General features: G+C 68.9%; 12 protein-coding genes. 10 read left to right on the forward strand and 2 right to left on the reverse strand.

All coding sequences use genetic code 11. From position 1 onward, the window contains the following. Positions 1 to 183: 183 nt before the first annotated feature. Positions 184 to 1,068: an effector-associated domain 2-containing protein gene (locus DM816_RS08305; protein ID WP_162907233.1), complete on the forward strand. Its 885-nt coding sequence runs from the start codon at positions 184 to 186 to the stop codon at positions 1,066 to 1,068. Further along, positions 1,068 to 4,259, forward strand: coding sequence for an FxSxx-COOH system tetratricopeptide repeat protein (fxsT, locus tag DM816_RS08310; protein ID WP_162907234.1), 3,192 nt, complete (start codon positions 1,068 to 1,070; stop codon positions 4,257 to 4,259). The genes DM816_RS08305 and fxsT overlap by 1 nt, the downstream gene beginning before the upstream one ends. Before the next feature lie 30 nt (positions 4,260 to 4,289). Here fxsT and DM816_RS08315 read toward each other — a convergent pair whose 3' ends face one another. Further along, positions 4,290 to 4,484, reverse strand: a complete 195-nt coding sequence (locus DM816_RS08315) for a hypothetical protein (protein ID WP_117209565.1) — start codon at positions 4,482 to 4,484, stop codon at positions 4,290 to 4,292. Between the two features lie 161 nt (positions 4,485 to 4,645). Between DM816_RS08315 and DM816_RS08320 the strand changes: the two genes are divergently transcribed. The 6 genes from DM816_RS08320 (at position 4,646) to DM816_RS08345 (ending at position 12,993) form a co-directional block, all read left to right on the forward strand. Beyond that, the gene (locus DM816_RS08320) at positions 4,646 to 6,949 is read left to right on the forward strand and encodes an ATP-binding protein (protein ID WP_162907235.1); all 2,304 of its coding nucleotides are present in this window, start codon (positions 4,646 to 4,648) and stop codon (positions 6,947 to 6,949) included. 52 nt (positions 6,950 to 7,001) lie between these two features. Continuing rightward, positions 7,002 to 7,469 (forward strand): hypothetical protein, encoded by a 468-nt coding sequence (locus DM816_RS08325; RefSeq protein ID WP_117209567.1) that lies wholly within the window; start codon positions 7,002 to 7,004, stop codon positions 7,467 to 7,469. 102 nt (positions 7,470 to 7,571) lie between these two features. Continuing rightward, positions 7,572 to 10,895: a WD40 repeat domain-containing protein gene (locus DM816_RS08330; RefSeq protein ID WP_162907236.1), complete on the forward strand. Its 3,324-nt coding sequence runs from the start codon at positions 7,572 to 7,574 to the stop codon at positions 10,893 to 10,895. Between the two features lie 72 nt (positions 10,896 to 10,967). Beyond that, positions 10,968 to 11,372, forward strand: coding sequence for a hypothetical protein (locus DM816_RS08335; RefSeq protein WP_117209569.1), 405 nt, complete (start codon positions 10,968 to 10,970; stop codon positions 11,370 to 11,372). Then, positions 11,369 to 12,433, forward strand: coding sequence for a type VII secretion target (locus tag DM816_RS08340; protein WP_117209570.1), 1,065 nt, complete (start codon positions 11,369 to 11,371; stop codon positions 12,431 to 12,433). Before DM816_RS08335 ends, DM816_RS08340 begins: the two co-directional genes overlap by 4 nt. A gap of 164 nt (positions 12,434 to 12,597) precedes the next feature. After that, positions 12,598 to 12,993, forward strand: a complete 396-nt coding sequence (locus DM816_RS08345) for a RidA family protein (RefSeq protein ID WP_117209571.1) — start codon at positions 12,598 to 12,600, stop codon at positions 12,991 to 12,993. Positions 12,994 to 13,202: 209 nt separating this feature from the next. On the opposite strand, the gene DM816_RS08350 is transcribed toward DM816_RS08345, so the two are convergent. After that, a complete protein-coding gene (locus DM816_RS08350) occupies positions 13,203 to 14,078 on the reverse strand; it encodes an alpha/beta fold hydrolase (protein ID WP_117209572.1) in 876 nt (291 codons plus the stop codon). A 241-nt stretch (positions 14,079 to 14,319) separates the two neighbouring features. Between DM816_RS08350 and DM816_RS45190 the strand changes: the two genes are divergently transcribed. Continuing rightward, complete coding sequence (locus DM816_RS45190) at positions 14,320 to 14,448, forward strand: hypothetical protein (protein WP_281274309.1); 129 nt, start codon at positions 14,320 to 14,322, stop codon at positions 14,446 to 14,448. Beyond that, positions 14,433 to 15,730: AfsR/SARP family transcriptional regulator (locus DM816_RS08355; protein WP_170318794.1), on the forward strand; the 1,298-nt coding region annotated here is incomplete at its 3' end. The genes DM816_RS45190 and DM816_RS08355, both read left to right, overlap by 16 nt.

Genomic DNA, 15,730 nt, shown 5'->3' on the forward strand with positions numbered 1-15,730 from the left:
CCCCGACTCTCCCCAACTGTCCAACAGGAGATCAGGTTGCGCCTCAAGGAGGAACACCACCGTGGGTGGTCGGGTGGGAAAACCAAAGTCGACGTTTCGACTCTACTTCGACAACGGCCGATCTGTATGCTTGCGGATGCAAGATGGACCGCGGGGGGGTCGAAGCGCGGCTCATAGGTTCGGATGGTTGTCCTCGTGGGGCGGATAAGGGTTTCCGGCGGTAGCCCGGCGCAGGTCTGTGGCGCGGGAGTCCTGCTGGCGTCCAATATGGTCATCTCATGCCGGCAGGTGGTCAGCGAGGCCCTGGGGCGCACGCGTTCCAGGCTCTACGTCGACTGTCCGGAGGCGCCGGCGTCACCACGCATCTCCGCGTCGGTGTCCGATGACGGCCATGTGGGTGATCTCGTCACGTTGACGTTGGTGAAGCCGGCTCCGGTTGCGCCGGCCCGGTTGTCACACAGCCCGCGTCGGCGCAGTGTGCGGTTGTTCGGCTATCCGCGCGCCTTTCCCAGCGGTGTGTGGGTCTCCGCGGAACTGGGCGCCGAACATGAGCCGACCGGCTGGCGACGGCTGCGGTGCCTGGACGGCACGGCGATCGAGCCCGGCCTCGGTGGCGCCGGAGTTCACGACGAGGCCGACGGCGTCCTGGGGATCGTCCTGATTCACGCGGCGGCAACCGGAGACGCGGTCGCCTGGATGATTCCCACCGAGGGTTGGCCGGCCGCGCTTTCCCGGCGGCAGCTCGCCCAGGCTCCGGCGCAACCGGGTGGACCGCTCACCTTTTCGGACAAGCACGCGCTCGCCATGGCGCTCGGCGAGGTGCCCATCCTGTCTAGCCCGGAGGGCCGTCGGCTGATCGTCCAGAGTCTTCCCGCGAACATTCGCGGTGCGGTGCCCAATCATGCCGTCGCGAGCCTCGAACTGTTCGGTCTGGTCGACGCGGTGTTGGCCTTCGACGGCGGCTTCGAGGCGCTGTACTCGGTCGTCGCCACGCTAATGGGTGAGACCGCCGTTCCCGTGATTCACGTGCGGATGCTCGCGATGCGATTAGGGTTGTTGGTGAACTGATGAATCCGCCTCTCATGTCGCCGGTACGAGTGCATGCGATGGTCAATGTGCTGATGTCGATTCCCTCGCTCAACGAATCCAATGCGCGGACGCTGTATCGCCGCGAGATCGAGGCGATACTCGGCCGGCAGCTGGCGAGCGACCGCGATCCCAACCCGCGCTTGGATCTTTATCATCTGGTACGAGGATGCGATCAGGAGCCGGGCGGGCTGGACGCGCTGCAAATGGTGGTCGACGGGTTCAACGAGGGGGCGAAAGCCACCAGCCAGCTCCGGAAGCTGATCGCGGAGTGGGCTCACGAACAGCGGCTGATCGGCATTCTGCCCGGTGACCGCCTCGACGATCTGCTGAGCGCTTGCGAGCTGGTCACCGGCTCCACGCCCCCGGTGTCGCGAATCGCGACGGCGGTGCAGAGCATCGGGTGGAAGGTCACCGAACCGTGGGGCGCACCGTCGATTCTGGCTGTGGTAGATGTACTTTCGGCCAGTACACCTGATCGCATCGAACTGAGTGAATGGTTGAACGAGGTCGCGCCACACGTCGGTTGGAGTGCGGTAGATCTCAAGCGGCTGCGTCAGACGACCGCGAGGCAAATGAAGTCACCCATGTACCGCAACTCCAAGCCAGATGTGGAAGATGGCAACTATGATCAACCGGAGCCGATCGTGAAGAAGCGAATCGTGATCGAGGAGACGCCGGCCACGGTGTCACCGATACGCGGCGGCATCCCGGCGCGAAATCTGTTCTTCACCGGGCGTCAGGCGATAATGGACGATCTGAGGGATGCCCTGGCGGCCCAGCAACGCGCCTCGGTGTTGCCCGAGGCGACACTGCACGGCTACGGAGGCGTGGGAAAGACTCAGATTGCCGTCGAATACGCCTATCGCAATGCCGATCAGTACCAATTGATCTGGTGGATGCCGGCCGAAGATCCGGCGGCGGTGCGGGCACAGCTGTCCGTGCTCGCGGAGCGGCTGGGCCTGCCGAGCGGCGGCACCATGGAGCAGACCGTGCGGTCGGTGCTCGACACGCTCGCCAGCACCACGTCGATGTCCTGGCTACTGGTGTATGACAACGCCGGCGATCCGTCGACCCTTGAGGGCCTCATTCCGTCGGCGGGCGGCCATGTCCTGATCACTTCGCGCAACCCGCTGTGGGCGGCTTCGAACCCGGCGCTTGAGGTCGACGTGTTCACCCGCGAGGAGAGCATGGAGATGCTGCGCCGGCACCATCCCGACATGCTGGAGTCGGAGGCCGACCGGCTGGCGGAGGTGCTCGGGGACCTGCCGCTCGCGCTCGAACAGGCGGCGTCGTGGTTGGTGACCACGCTTACCTCCGTCGATGACTACCTTGAAGAGTTCGAGCGCCGGAAGCGCCAGCTGCTGGCCGAGGGAAAGCCGCGCAACTACCCGAATACCGTTGCCACGTTTGTGGGCCTGGCCGTCGACCGGATGCGCCGGCAGGCGCCCGTCGCGGCCCAAATGCTGGAACTGCTCGCCTTCCTCGGGCCGGAGCCGGTCTCCAGCACGTTGTTGTGGGAGGGGCGTGCCGCCGAGATCCGCGAGCCTCTCCGCACCGCGCTGCAGGAGCGCAATGAGGTCGCCAGGGTGCTGCGCGAGCTGGTCGGTTTCGGCGTGGCCAAGGCCAACAGGGCCCGTCAGGTGACCATCCACCGGCTGGTGCTGTTCGTGCTGCGCGAGGAGCTCGTGGCCGGCGGCAAGCTGGACGGGCTGCGTGACGCGCGGCGCCTTCTGGCGGCGGCCAACCCCGGCTATCCCGATGACCGCGACACCTGGCAACGCCACGCGGAGTTGCGGCCGCACATCCACGCCGCCGATCTGATCAAAGGCGAGGCCGACGCCCGCCAGGCGGTCATGGATCAGCTGCGGTACATCTACAACACCGGTGACTTCGAGGGTTGCTGTGAACTCGCGCTGGAAATTCTCGACGCGTGGGACAAGCCGGTCCAGGAGGGCGGCTACGGTCCGGAAGATCCGCTGACCCTGCTGGCGGTGCGCCGCTACGCCGACGCGCTCAGGTCGCTCGGCGACCGGCGCGCCGCCGAGCACGCCAAGCGCGCGCTTGACGGCATGATGGCGACGCTGGGCGAATCGCACGAGTACACCATGGGCGCGATCATGGGCGTTGCCGCGGACCTGCGCATCGAGGGCAAGTTCGCCGAGGCGCGTGAGCTGGACGACCGCAACCTGGAAAGGCATCTGGAGGTCCTCGGGCCCGGCGACCCCAGCACGCTGCGGGCGATGAACTCGGTGGCGCTCAACCTCAGGTGGGCCGGTGACTTCAAGCGGGCCTATGAGATCGATGTGGAGGCGGAGCGTCAGGCGCGCAGTTCCCTCGGCGAGCTTGAGGCGTGGACGTTCTTGGCGGTGGAGGGCCAGGCCCGCGATCTCCTGCTGCTCGGGCGGTATCGCGAGGCGCTGGACCTGCAGCAGGCGATCCTGCCCGACCATATCGGGCTGCTTGGCGAAACGCATATCACAGTGCTGCGGGCCCAAACGCTGGTGGCAAGCATGTTGCGCAAGACCGGCAGGATCACCGAGGCCGTGGCGGCGGCCCGTGCCACCTATCGCAGCGTGTCCGTCCGGTTCGGGCCGGAGCATCCGTTGACCCTCGCCGCGACGGTCACCCTGGCCAACACCCTGCGTGCCGCGGGGGACCCGGCTCAGGCGCTCAGTCACATCATCGCCGCGCGTGAGGGATACACCCGGCACTATGGTCCGGACCACGGGTTGACGCTGTGTGCGGCGGTCAACGAGGGGGTCATCGACCGGGCCCTGGGCTACGATCGCGACGCGTTGGCGATCGACGAGCACACGCTCGGGCGGATGAAGGAGATCCTGGGCGAGGAGCACCCGTTCGCGTTGTCGGCCGCCGTCAACCTGGGCAGCGACCTGTCCCGCCTGCACCGCCTCGAAGAGGCGCTGGCGATAACCGAGCGAATGTGGCAGGCCTGCACCCGGATTCGCGGCGCGCGGCACCCGTACACCTTGCACGCCGCCACGAATACCGCCATCGACATGATCCAGCTGGGCCGGATGGAGGAGGGCGAGGCCTTGCTCAGGGAAACCGTTGTGCTGCTTGAGGGGGTGTACGGCGCCGGCCATCCCGAGCCCGAGGCGGCCCGGCGTTACCGCCGGCTGGAGTGCGAGCTTGAGCCACCGCTCATTTAGTTTCCGTCGTGCCGGCGCAGGTCGAAGCGTTCAGCCGGATGCGGTGCTCGAAGAGACGAAATTGCCCCAACCCAGTGTCACCTCCGGCGCGTCATCGAGCAGCGCGACAAGGTCACGAGCCGCCTTTGCCAGGGCCGGATCGTTGCCCAGCAATGCCGAGAGGCGGGCGGACGCGACGTCGGGCAAGCCGGTGAACTTCAGGTCGCCAAAATCCGCGTCATTCATAGGCCCATCCCGCAGATGGAATCATAAACTTGAATGATACCTGGATGCGTCCGCTTCACGACCGCGCTCGCCCGCGAAGATGCCGCCGAACGAGCTGCGGTCGGCGCACCCCGCTTCCTGAACAACCTTGAACATTGCTGAACGCCTATCTATCCTCAATCGTGTCCAGTGAACCGATCGTGGCCGTCAACACCATCCACACCATCCATGACCTGGCCGGGCTGCTGCGCGAGCTGAAGCGGCGGCAGGCCCGGCGGCGTGGCGACGCCGAGCTGACCTATCGCGAGCTCGCCGCCCGCACCGGCTGGTCGATCGGGATCATCGCCGGATATTTCGGCGGCCGCATCCTGCCGCCCACCGACCGGTTCGACGTCCTGATGTCGCTTTTGGACACTACGCCCGCCGAGCGGGGAGCCCTGGCGACCGCCCGCGACCGGGTGCAGGCGGGCCGGCATCCGGCTGCCGAATCCCCTTGGCCGATACCGCGCCAACTGCCCGCCAACGGGTTCGCGTTCACCGGGCGGGGCGACGAGCTCGCCCACCTGGACATGATGGCCGGCACGCCGGGCGCCATCGCCGTGCTGTCCGGAACGGCGGGCGTGGGCAAGACGGCGCTGGCGGTGCACTGGGCCCACCGGGTGGTCAAGCGCTTCCCGGAAGGGCAGCTGTACGTCAACCTGCGGGGGTTCGACGCTTTCGGGGTACCGAAAAATCCTGAAGAAGCTGTGCGTGGGTTCCTTGAGGCCCTCGGCATCACCGCGCAGAATGTCCCGGCGGACCCGACAGTCCAATTTGACCTGTACCGCAGCCTGCTGGCCAACCGGCGCGTGCTGGTGATTTTGGACAACGCGCGCGAGGCCGAACAGGTCCGGCCGCTGCTGCCCGGCGCGCCCGGCTGCATGACCGTGATCACCAGCCGCAACGATTTGACCAGTCTGGTGGCGGTCGACGGCGCGCATCCGCTGATTCTCGATCTGCTGCCGGTCGGACAGGCGCGGCAGCTGCTCGCGCATCGCCTTGGCGCGCAACGGATTTCGGCCGAGGCTGAGGTAGTTGACGAGGTGGTGAGCCGGTGCGCGCGGCTGCCGCTGGCACTGGTCATCGCGGCGGCGCGGGCGAGTGCCCGGCCGACGCTCCCGCTCGCGGAGCTGGCGACCGAGCTGCGGGCGGCCGGGGGTGGGCTCGACCCGTTGCGCGGACAGGACACGACGGCGGATGCGCGAGTCGCGTTTTCGTGCTCCTACCGGCATTTGAGCGCGGAGGCCGCGATGCTGTTCGGGCGGTTGGGCGTGCATCCGGGGCCGGACGTTGGCGCGGCGGCGGCCGCGAGCCTGGGCGGGGTGGGGCTGGCGCAGGCGCGGGCGGCGATGGAGGAGTTGGCGCGGGCACATCTGGTCAACGAGCATGCGCCGGGGAGATACACGTTGCACGACCTGTTGCGGGCGTTCGCACGGGAGCGGGTGTCCACATCGGAGCGTGAGGAGGCGTCGCGACGGTTGCGCGAGCATTACTCGCACACTGCTTACGCGGCAGCGCTGCTCATGTATCCGCATCGGGACCCGATCGGGTTCGGGCCGGTGCCGGATGGGGTTGAGCCGTTGGCGGATCGCGACGAGGCGCGGGCATGGTTCGAGCGCGAGCATCGGGTCCTGCTGGCGGTCATGAGCGAGACGCGAAGCTGGCGGCTGGCGTGGGCGCTCGCGGACTATCTGGATTGGCGGGGCCATTGGCACGACCTGGCGATGGTGCAAGCGCTGGGGTTGGAGGGCGCGCTTCGGTCGGGGGATCGGCCGGGCCAGGCGCACGCGCACCGCAACCTCGCCCGTGCGCTGATCCGATTAGGACAGCTGGAGGCGGCGCAGGGGCACCTGAGCGAGGCGATCGCGTTGGCGCGGGGCGCGGGAGACCGGCTGACGGAGGCCGCCAGTCATCTGAACCTGTCGCTGGTGCTGGAAAAGCGGGGCGAGAATCGCGACGCACTGCACCACTCGGAGCTGGCCTTGGAGCTGTTCTTCCAAAGTGGACACCAGGCGGGGCAGGCGCGGGCCTTCAACGCCATCGGTTGGTACCGCAGCCTGCTCGGCGAGCACGAGGAGGCGCTCGCCTGCTGCGAGCGGGCGCTGGCGCTCCAGCTGGCCATCGGCCGCCCGGTCGATTTCGCATCCACATTGGACAGTCTAGGGTTCGCGCAGCACAACCTTGGGCGGTACGAAGACGCGGCCGAGTCCTACCGGCGGGCGGTCGAGCTGTATCGCGAGGTCGGCGACCGGTACCACGAAGCGGACACGCTCATCCATTTGAGCGACGCCCACCGGGCCGCCGGAGACGAGGTGCAAGCCTGGCACGCGTGGCAGGAGGCCCTCGACATCCTCGACGACCTGCACCACCCCCGGGTCGCGGTCACCTCGGCCGTCGCCGTGGACACGGCCGTGCTCGGTGATCCGACCACACTCGTGAGCAAATAGGTTCAGGTCCACTGACAGAACTTGTCAGTGGACCGGCGTTAGCGTCCCGGGCATGAAGAACGACAACAACTTCGATTTCCTCGTGGGCGACTGGACTTCGCAGCAGCGCAGGCTGCGGGAGGTGCTCACCGGCTGCGACGAGTGGTACGAATTCCCGGGCGTGCACAGGTGCTACCGGGTGCTCGACGGCGCGGGCAGCTTCGACGAGGCCGTGTTCCCGACGCAGGGGTTCAGCGGGGTGACCCTGCGCCTGTACGACAGGGAGCGCGACGAATGGTCGCTCTACTGGGCCAGCAGCCGCAACGGCATCCTCGCCATGCCCCCACAGGTCGGCCGCTTCGACGACACGGGCGTGGGCACGTTCCTGGCCGACGATGTCTACAACGGACAGCCCATCAAGGTCTCGTATATCTGGTCCGACATCACCGAGACCTCGGCCCATTGGGAGCAGGCCTTCTCCACCGACGGCGGCCTCACCTGGGAAACCAACTGGACCGCCGACTTCCAGCGCGCCGCGTGACCCGGCTCAGGCCGCTGATCGAATCGAGAAATGTATTCCGATCATTAGCTCGCGCGTCTTCAATGGTTGGGGTTGGAGGCGAGCACGGGGGGTGGTGAGGCGGTGCCGCGTCCTGAGCGATCGCTGCATGCGCAAGACGGGCCGGTGCAGGCGTTGGCGGCGCGACTGCGGGAGTTGCGCCGCCTCGCGGGCAATCCCGGATATCGGGAGCTGGCCAGGCGTTCCGGCTTCTCGCTGGCCGCGCTGGCCAACGCCGCCGGCGGGCGGCAGATGCCCAGTCTGGCGGTCACCATGGCGTTTGTCCGGGCGTGCGGCGGCGATCCGGTGGAGTGGCAGACCCACTGGCAACAGGCGGCTGCGGAGCGGGCCGCGTCGCAGGCCCGCGAGGACGCCGGCAAGCCGCCCTATCGGGGGCTGATGGGATACCGCGTCGACGATGCCGAATGGTTCTTCGGCCGGGACCGGTTGGTGCGACAGCTGGCCACGATGCTGGAGAAGCAGCGGTTTGTGGCGGTGTTCGGCGCGTCCGGCAGCGGCAAGTCGTCGCTGCTGCGCGCCGGGCTGATTCCCGCGATGAGCCGGGCCGGGTTCACACCGGTCGTGACCACGCCGGGCGATGTCACGCCGAGCGGTGTGCTGCTCGTGGTGGACCAGTTCGAGGAGTTGTTCACGCTGTGCGCCGATCCGGTGGAGCGGGCGCGGTTTGTGGACCGGCTGGCAGGGCTGGTCGCGTCCGGCGACGGGGCCACGCGGGTGGTGCTCGGGGTGCGGGCGGACTTCTACGCCCGCTGCACCGAACTGCCCGTCCTGGCAAGGCTTTTGGCCGGTGCCAACGTGCCGGTCGGTCCGCTGGACGCCGACGAGTTGCGGCAGGTCGTCACCGAGCCCGCCCGGCAGGCCGGGCTCAGCGTGGAACGCGCGCTGGTGACCAAGATTTTGGCGGACGCGGCGGGACAGCCGGGCGCGCTGCCCCTCGTGTCGCACGCGCTCCAGGAGACCTGGCGGCAGCGCCGCGGCGACGTGCTGACCGTGGCCGGATACGAGGCCGCCGGAGGTGTGGCCGGGGCGATCGCGCAGACCGCCGAGACGGTGTATCAACGGTTCGACGTCGGCCAGCGGGCGACGGCCCGGCAGGTCCTCACGCGCCTGATCACGCTCGGCGATGGTACCGACGACACCCGCCGCCGGGCGGCACGCTCCGAAGTCGACCTGCCCGACGCGACCAAGGTGCTGCACGAACTCGCGGCCGCGCGCCTGATCGTGCTCGACCGGGACACGGTCGACATCGCCCATGAGGCGTTGATCCGCGCGTGGCCGCGCTTACACGCCTGGCTGCACACCGACCGGGAGACGCTGCGCCTGCACCGCCGGCTGACCGAGGACGCCCGCGTTTGGGAGTCGCTCGGCCGTGACGCCGGAGCCCTGTATCGCGGGGCGCGGCTGTCCGCGTGGCACGACCGCGACACGGGCGGGCTGAACCCGTTGGAGCGCACGTTCCTCGACGCGAGCCGCGACCTCGCGCAGTCTGAGGATCTGGTGGCGCAGGCCCGTCGCCAGGCCCAGCGGGACCCGAGTCTGGCGAAGGCGCTGGCTCGCAAGGCGTACACGATGAATCAAAGCGTCGAAGCGGAGATGGTGCTGCGGCAGGCGACCGCGGATGATCGCACGCGCGGGATCGTTGCGGGCAGGCAAGGGCACGCGACCGGTGTGGCATACAGCCCGGACGGCAAGCGGATGGCGAGCACCGGGACCGACAACACCCTGCGCGTGTGGTCGGCCGACGACGTCATCGTGCTCGACGGATGGGAGGACGACACGTGGAGTCCGGTGTTCAGCCCCGACGGGCAGTGGGTGGCCGCGGCCGGGCGCGATGGCACGATCCGGATGTGGCCGGGAGACGGGACCGGTGCCGTCACATTGTTTCGTGGGCATGCCGCTGGGGTGTCGGGCATCGCGTTCAGTCCGGACAGTCAACGCCTGGCCAGTGCCGGTGATGATGGTACGGTGCGGATCTGGCCGGTGGACGGGCCGGGCGCGCCGGTGGTGCTGCGCGGGCACGAGGGCCGGGTGTGGGGCGTCGCGTTCAGCCCCGACGGGCGGCACGTGGCCAGCAGCGGATACTCCGACCGGACGGTGCGGGTCTGGGACCTGTCGGGTGCGGTGCCGCCGATCGTGTTGCGTGGGCACGACAGTCCGATCACGACGGTCGAGTTCAGCCCGGACGGCATGCGGTTGGCCACTGCGAGTCTCGACGGTACGGCACGGGTTTGGCCGGTCGGCGGCGAGGGTGAATCGGTGGTGCTGCGCGGGCATCAGGGCACCGTGAACGCCGTGGCGTTCAGCCCCGACGGGAGGTGGCTGGCGACGACGGGAGCCGACAGCACGGTGCGGGTGTGGAATCCCGCGCAAAGCAATCCGCTGGTGCTTCATGGGCACAGAGGCAACGTGTGGGACGCCGCCTTCAGCCCCGACGGGTCGGAGCTGGCGACCGCCGCCGAGGACGGCACGGTGCGCATATGGTCTCCGTGGGGCGTCGGGTCCGTGCTCCTGCACGGCCACGAGGGCGCGGTGTGGTCGGCGGTGTTCGCGGCCGACGGGCGGCGTGTGGTCAGCGGCGGCGCGGATGCCACGATTCGCGTCTGGAGCGCCGATGGGCAGGGCACGGCCATGGTCCTGCGCGGGCATGAGCAGGAGGTGCTGGGGCTGACCGTCAGCCGCGACGGCGGGCGTTTGGCAAGCGGCGGGCGTGACGGGACGGTACGGGTGTGGGACCTGAACCGGCCCGGCCATCCGACCGTCCTGTGTGGACACGAGAATGCGGTGTGGATAGCGGCGCTCGCTCCTGACGGGAGCCGTGTGGCGAGTGCGAGTCGCGACGGGACGCTTCGCATCTGGGATCTCGCCGGTGGCTCGCCGCCACTGGTCCGCCGCGCCGATCGGGTGCAGATCCGGCATGTCGCGTTTGGACCCGACGGGCAGCGCGTGGCGACGGCGGGCGCGGACGGCACGGTGCGGGTGTGGGACGTGACGGGCGCGGCCGAGCCGTTGATCCTGCGTGGGCACCAGGGTCTGGTGTGGGCGGTCGCGTTCAGCCCGGACGGGCGGCGCCTGGCGAGCTCGGGTAGCGACGGCACAGTACGGATCTGGCCGCTTGCCACGGGCGAAACGCCGATGGTGCTGGAGGGCCATGACGGCTTCGCGTGGCATGTCGCGTTCAGCCCGGACGGGCAGTGGGTGGCCAGCGCGGGGCAGGACGACACGGTGCGGGTCTGGAGTGGTACCCGGACAGGACCGCCGATCACGTACAGCGGATTCGTCGCGTCCGTGGAGCACGTGGCGTTCGGCCCGGACAGCCGCCACCTCGTGACCGCGCACGGAGACGGCACGGTCCGCGTCTGGCGGTGCGACGCCCTGACGGTTGTTTAGCGATGCCCACCGGTACCAAACAACCCTGTTTGCGGCTGTGCTGTCACTGTGCCCAGACAGGACGGAGTTTCTATGGCCAACGGGGGTCACATGTTCCCGGACGTGGAACAGGCGAGGCAACGACTCCAGGCGCGCCTGGACGAACTGCACCAATGCACGGCGGAGCTGGGCCGATGGGCGGCGACATATCAGCAGCGCGCACAGGAGGAGGACGACGAACGGGACCGGCAGGAGCTCGCCGAGTTCGCGCGGTCCGCGGATGCGCCGCCGGAGCTGCGCAGCCTGCAGCAGCAGATCGAACGCGGCGAGCTTTCGTGGCACGGGGTGCTGATCGGCGACGCCGACGGGGTCATGGATGAGCGGGTGAGCGCGTTTCTGGCCGGTCGCCTGGCGAGTCTGGCGGCCCTCGGTGAGGCACTGCGATCCGGCATGTCCGCCGAGGAGGCCGCTCTCGCGGTAAGGAAGCCGGGGCGATGACTGAGCCGGTGAAAGTGGAGCCGCCCGCGTTGCGCGGCTATGCCAAGCAGCTGGAGCGCAACGCAGACGCGTTCGACGCGCTCAAGAAATACTGCGAGTACTACTGCGACGACGCCGGTGGTCTGACCGGCCTGCTGTGGGCGACGGCCGTCCCGGCGGTCAACATCCTGGCGGAAGTGCAGTACTGGCTTCTGCCCGGCGCGCGGGAACACCTCACCGACACCGCGCACAATCTGGAGGCGGCCGCGACCCGCTACGAGCAAAGCGATCAGGAGGCGGCCGAGCGGATCTGGACCACGCGGCCGAGCTGGTCGCCGCCGGACGAACCACAATGGGTGCAGAACGACACGAGCCACGTCGGCGACTTCAGCGATCCGTCGGCGGTCGAACCACCCGCACCCGCGCCGAACAAGGACATGCAGAAGAAGATCGACAAGACCCTGGGCGTGATCGACGAGATCGACCGGTGGCTGGAGAAGGTACTCCAGATCAGCCTGCGCAAGGAGCTGTTCCCGTGGCTCACGGGCGACTGGGGCAAGGTGCGGGAGATGGCCGAGGCGTACGGCTCGCTCGGCGGCGACCGGGGCGTGATGGCGATCGATGCGAATCTGCGCTACGGCATGGCCTCGCTATCGTCGTCGTGGAACGGGCCGGCCGCGCAGATGTTCGAGTACCACATCGCGGGACGCTGGCACGAGGCGCTGACCGCCGAGGCGGAGATCTGCAAGGCGTCCAAGGAAGGGCTGGAGGCGCTGGCGGTACAGGCCGAACACCTCTACACGGGGCTGGACGCCGGGCTGACCGCGTTCCTGCTGTGGGTCGTCGGCCGGGTGCTCAAGGCGGTGCGGCTGCTGACACGCTTCAGGTTCGGCGAGGCGGCCCTCATTGTGGAGGAGATCTGGCAGGCCGTGGTGACACTGCTAGACCTGATCGAGACATGGGCCAAGATCTGGCCGCAAACCGTGCAGAACGTCATCGAGCTCGGCGAGGCGCTGTACGCGGGCGCGAAGGCCACGATCTCGCGGCTCAGCGGGGATCTGGCGCCCATGCAGTCGGGCTGAACGCGGTACCGTTGCGGGAGTGGAGATCGCGCGCGGCGAATCGGGGTACGAGGGGGAGAAGCTCACCGCGCTTCTGCCGTCCTATGTGGACTCTCACTCCTTCTGGGGCGACCCCCGCAGCTGGTCCGTGCGGAGCTCCGGCCCGGCGCGGTTAAACTGAACCGATGCCGATCGTGGAGAGAGTCACCGACGTCGCCGGGCTCATGCCCAGCGCCAGATATGCCCATGCCGTCACCGTCACCGGCCGCTTGGCCTTCGTCGCGGGCCAGGTCGCCATGGACGCCGAGGGAAATCTCGTCGGCAAGGGCGACTTGGCCGCGCAAACCGAGCAGTGCCTGGCGAATCTGCACCGCATCATCACCAGCCTCGGCGGCGACTGGTCCGACGTGGTCCGGCTCAACTGGTATGTGGTCGATGCCGGTCAGGTCCAGGTGATCCGGGACGTGCGCGCCCGGGTGATGGCCGGCGCGCCCAACCCGGCCAGCACGCTCATCCAGGTCGCGGCGCTGTTCCAGCCGGAATTCCTGGTCGAGGTCGACGCGGTGGTTGCGTTGCCTTAACCGGTTGCGTTGCCTTAACCGGTCGCTACAGCGTCGAAGGCGTCAGCTCCAGAGCGCGCCGATGGGCACCGCGGCGATCCGTTCGCCCAAGCGTTGGATCCGGGCCCTCGTCGGGGTCGGAACCGGTCGCCGCTGCGATCAGCGCCGGGGTCGAGCCGCGACCTGTCGCAGGTCGCCCTTGAACCGAGCCACGAGCTGAGGCGCCCGTTCTAGGGACGGCCGGCGTGGACCCGGTCCAGGAAGTCTCGGGTGAGCGCGACCACCTCGTCAAGGTCGGTTTCGAGCAGCCAGTGGCCGCCGTCGAGCAGGTGCAGCTCGGCGTCTGGCAGGTCGCGCAGATAGGCACGGGCGGCGCCCTCGGGCATGTAACCGTCGTGCGGCCCCCAGACGATGAGCGTGGGAGGCTGGTGCTCGCGCAGGTACTCCTGCTGGCGCGCGAACCATTCCAGCGTGCTGGGCTGGTCGGCGAGCAGGCGCATCAGGTTGTCCCGGCGCGGGCCGACCTGTGCCCACGACAGCGTCCACAGGTCCGGGCTGACCCGGCCCGCGATGTCGGGCGGCAGCTCACCGCGGAACTCGTCGCGGAAGCCCTGTTCGGTGACGAACTCGGCGAGCCGGTCCAGCCGCTGCTCGACCGGTTCGGCCCACATCTCCTTGAGCGGCTTGTACTTTGGCCCGTGCTGGTCCTCGTAGATGTCGCCGTTCTGGATGATCAGGGCGGCGACGCGCTCCGGTGCGCTCATGGCCAGCCGCAGGCCGAACTGCGACCCGTAGTCGTGCAGATAGATGGCGTAGTGCGGCAGTGCGAGCGCCTCGGCGAAATCCCGGAGAAAGTCGGCGTACGCGTCGAACGTGTAGCCGAATCGTCCGGCATCGGCGACCGTGTATCCGAAGCCGGGCAGATCGGGTGCGATCAGCCGCCACCGGTCGCCGAGCGCCGGCAGGAGATTGCGGAAGGCGAAGGATGACGACGGGTAGCCGTGTGGCAGCAGCACTATCGGCGCGCCCGGCGGTCCTGCCTCCCGATAGAAGGTCTCTATGCCGTCGACTTCCACCTGCCGATGGCTGACGGGTGCGTTTGACATGCTTATGTGGTACCCAGTCCGGGATCACCTATTCGCCGCGGTCAACGATCATTGAAAGGTCGTGGCCCGAGCGGGCCCGGTTGGTGCCGTGCGGCACGCTGTCGAACCGCAACCCCATGCTCGACCACGGTGAAGCGCAGCGATTCGGAGCACCAGAGCGGTCCACTGTCGACAGTCATCGGATCGGATTCGTCATGATCAATAGGTTGCGATAACAAAAGTGTAAGAGTTGACTGAGGGCATGGCCAGGGTCGCGATTGCCGTCGATGGCATCGGCGCGGTTGGGCGAGGACTGCCGTGCCCACCCGCCGTTTCGAGCGCGACGCGGATCGTGCGCGATGTCGTGGTGCCGGTGTGGGTACTGTCCTGATCCAGGTGCTGGGCACGATCCGGGCCTGGCGCGACGCGGAGGAGCTCGATCTCGGCCCGGCCGCGCAGCGCGCCGTGCTCGGCCTGCTGGCGCTGGCGTGCGGGCAGCCGTTGGGCCGCAACGAGATCGCGGCCGGGCTCTGGCCCGACCGGCGGCCACCCGCCAGCGCGGCGAACGTCATCCAGACGTATGTGAAAAACCTGCGCCGGGTGCTCGAACCGGGCCGGGCGCGGCGCGCCGCGAGCACGGTGCTGCGCCAGATCGGCGACGGCTATGCGCTTTATGCACCAACGGATCTGCTCCGGTTCCGCACCCTGTCCAATGCGGATTCGCTGGAAGAGGCGCTCGCGCTGTGGCAGGGTCCGCCCCTGGCCGATGTGCCCGTCCTCGCCGCCCATCCGCGCGTGCTGGCGCTGGTCGACGAGCGGCATGCGGCCCTGGCTCGCTACGGCGAGCTGATGCTCAACAGCGGCCGGGCTGCCGAGGGCCTGTCCGCATTGGAGGAGGCGGCCGAGGCGCAGCCGCTGAACGAGGCGTGGCAGGCGCTGCTCATCCGGGCATATCAGGCAGCCGGGCGCAGGAGTCAGGCCTTTGCCATTTTTCATGAGGTACGGAGGCGGCTCGTCGACGAGTTGGGGGTCGATCCCGGTCTGGAGCTGATGCAGGCGCACGCCTCACTGCTGCGCCACGATTCCGGCGCCGACGCCATGGGTCTCGTCCCGGCGCAGCTGCCCGCGGATGTGCCGCACTTCGTCGGCCGGTCCAGCGAGCTGTCGCAACTGGACAGTGTGCCCGGTGGGGTGGTCGTCGTGTCGGGCCCGCCGGGCGTCGGCAAGACCGCGCTGGCCGTGCGATGGGCGCACCGGATCGCCGATCGGTTCCCCGACGGCCAGCTGTACCTGAACCTGCGCGGCTTCGACCCGGGCGGGGTCGTGATGGACCGTGCCGACGCCATGCGCTGGTTTCTCGACGCCCTCGGCGTGCCTGCCGAGCGCGTGCCGTCCACTGTGGACGCGCAGGCGGCCCTGTACCGCAGCCGGATCGCCGGGCGGCGCATGCTCATCGTGCTCGACAACGCCCGCGACGCCGAGCAGGTGCGCCCGCTGCTGCCGGGCACACCGGGCTGCCTCGTGCTTGTCACCAGCCGCAACCAGCTGGCCAGCCTGGTCGCGGCCGAGGGAGCCCGCCCGCTCCCGCTCGACCTGCTCGGCTCCGCGGCAGCGCGCGACCTGCTGGCCCAGCGCATCGGCGCGGGGCGGGTCGCGGGCGACCCGGCGGCGGT

This window comes from Allorhizocola rhizosphaerae (genome assembly GCF_003426775.1).
GTDB classification, from domain to species: Bacteria; Actinomycetota; Actinomycetes; order Mycobacteriales; family Micromonosporaceae; genus Allorhizocola; species Allorhizocola rhizosphaerae.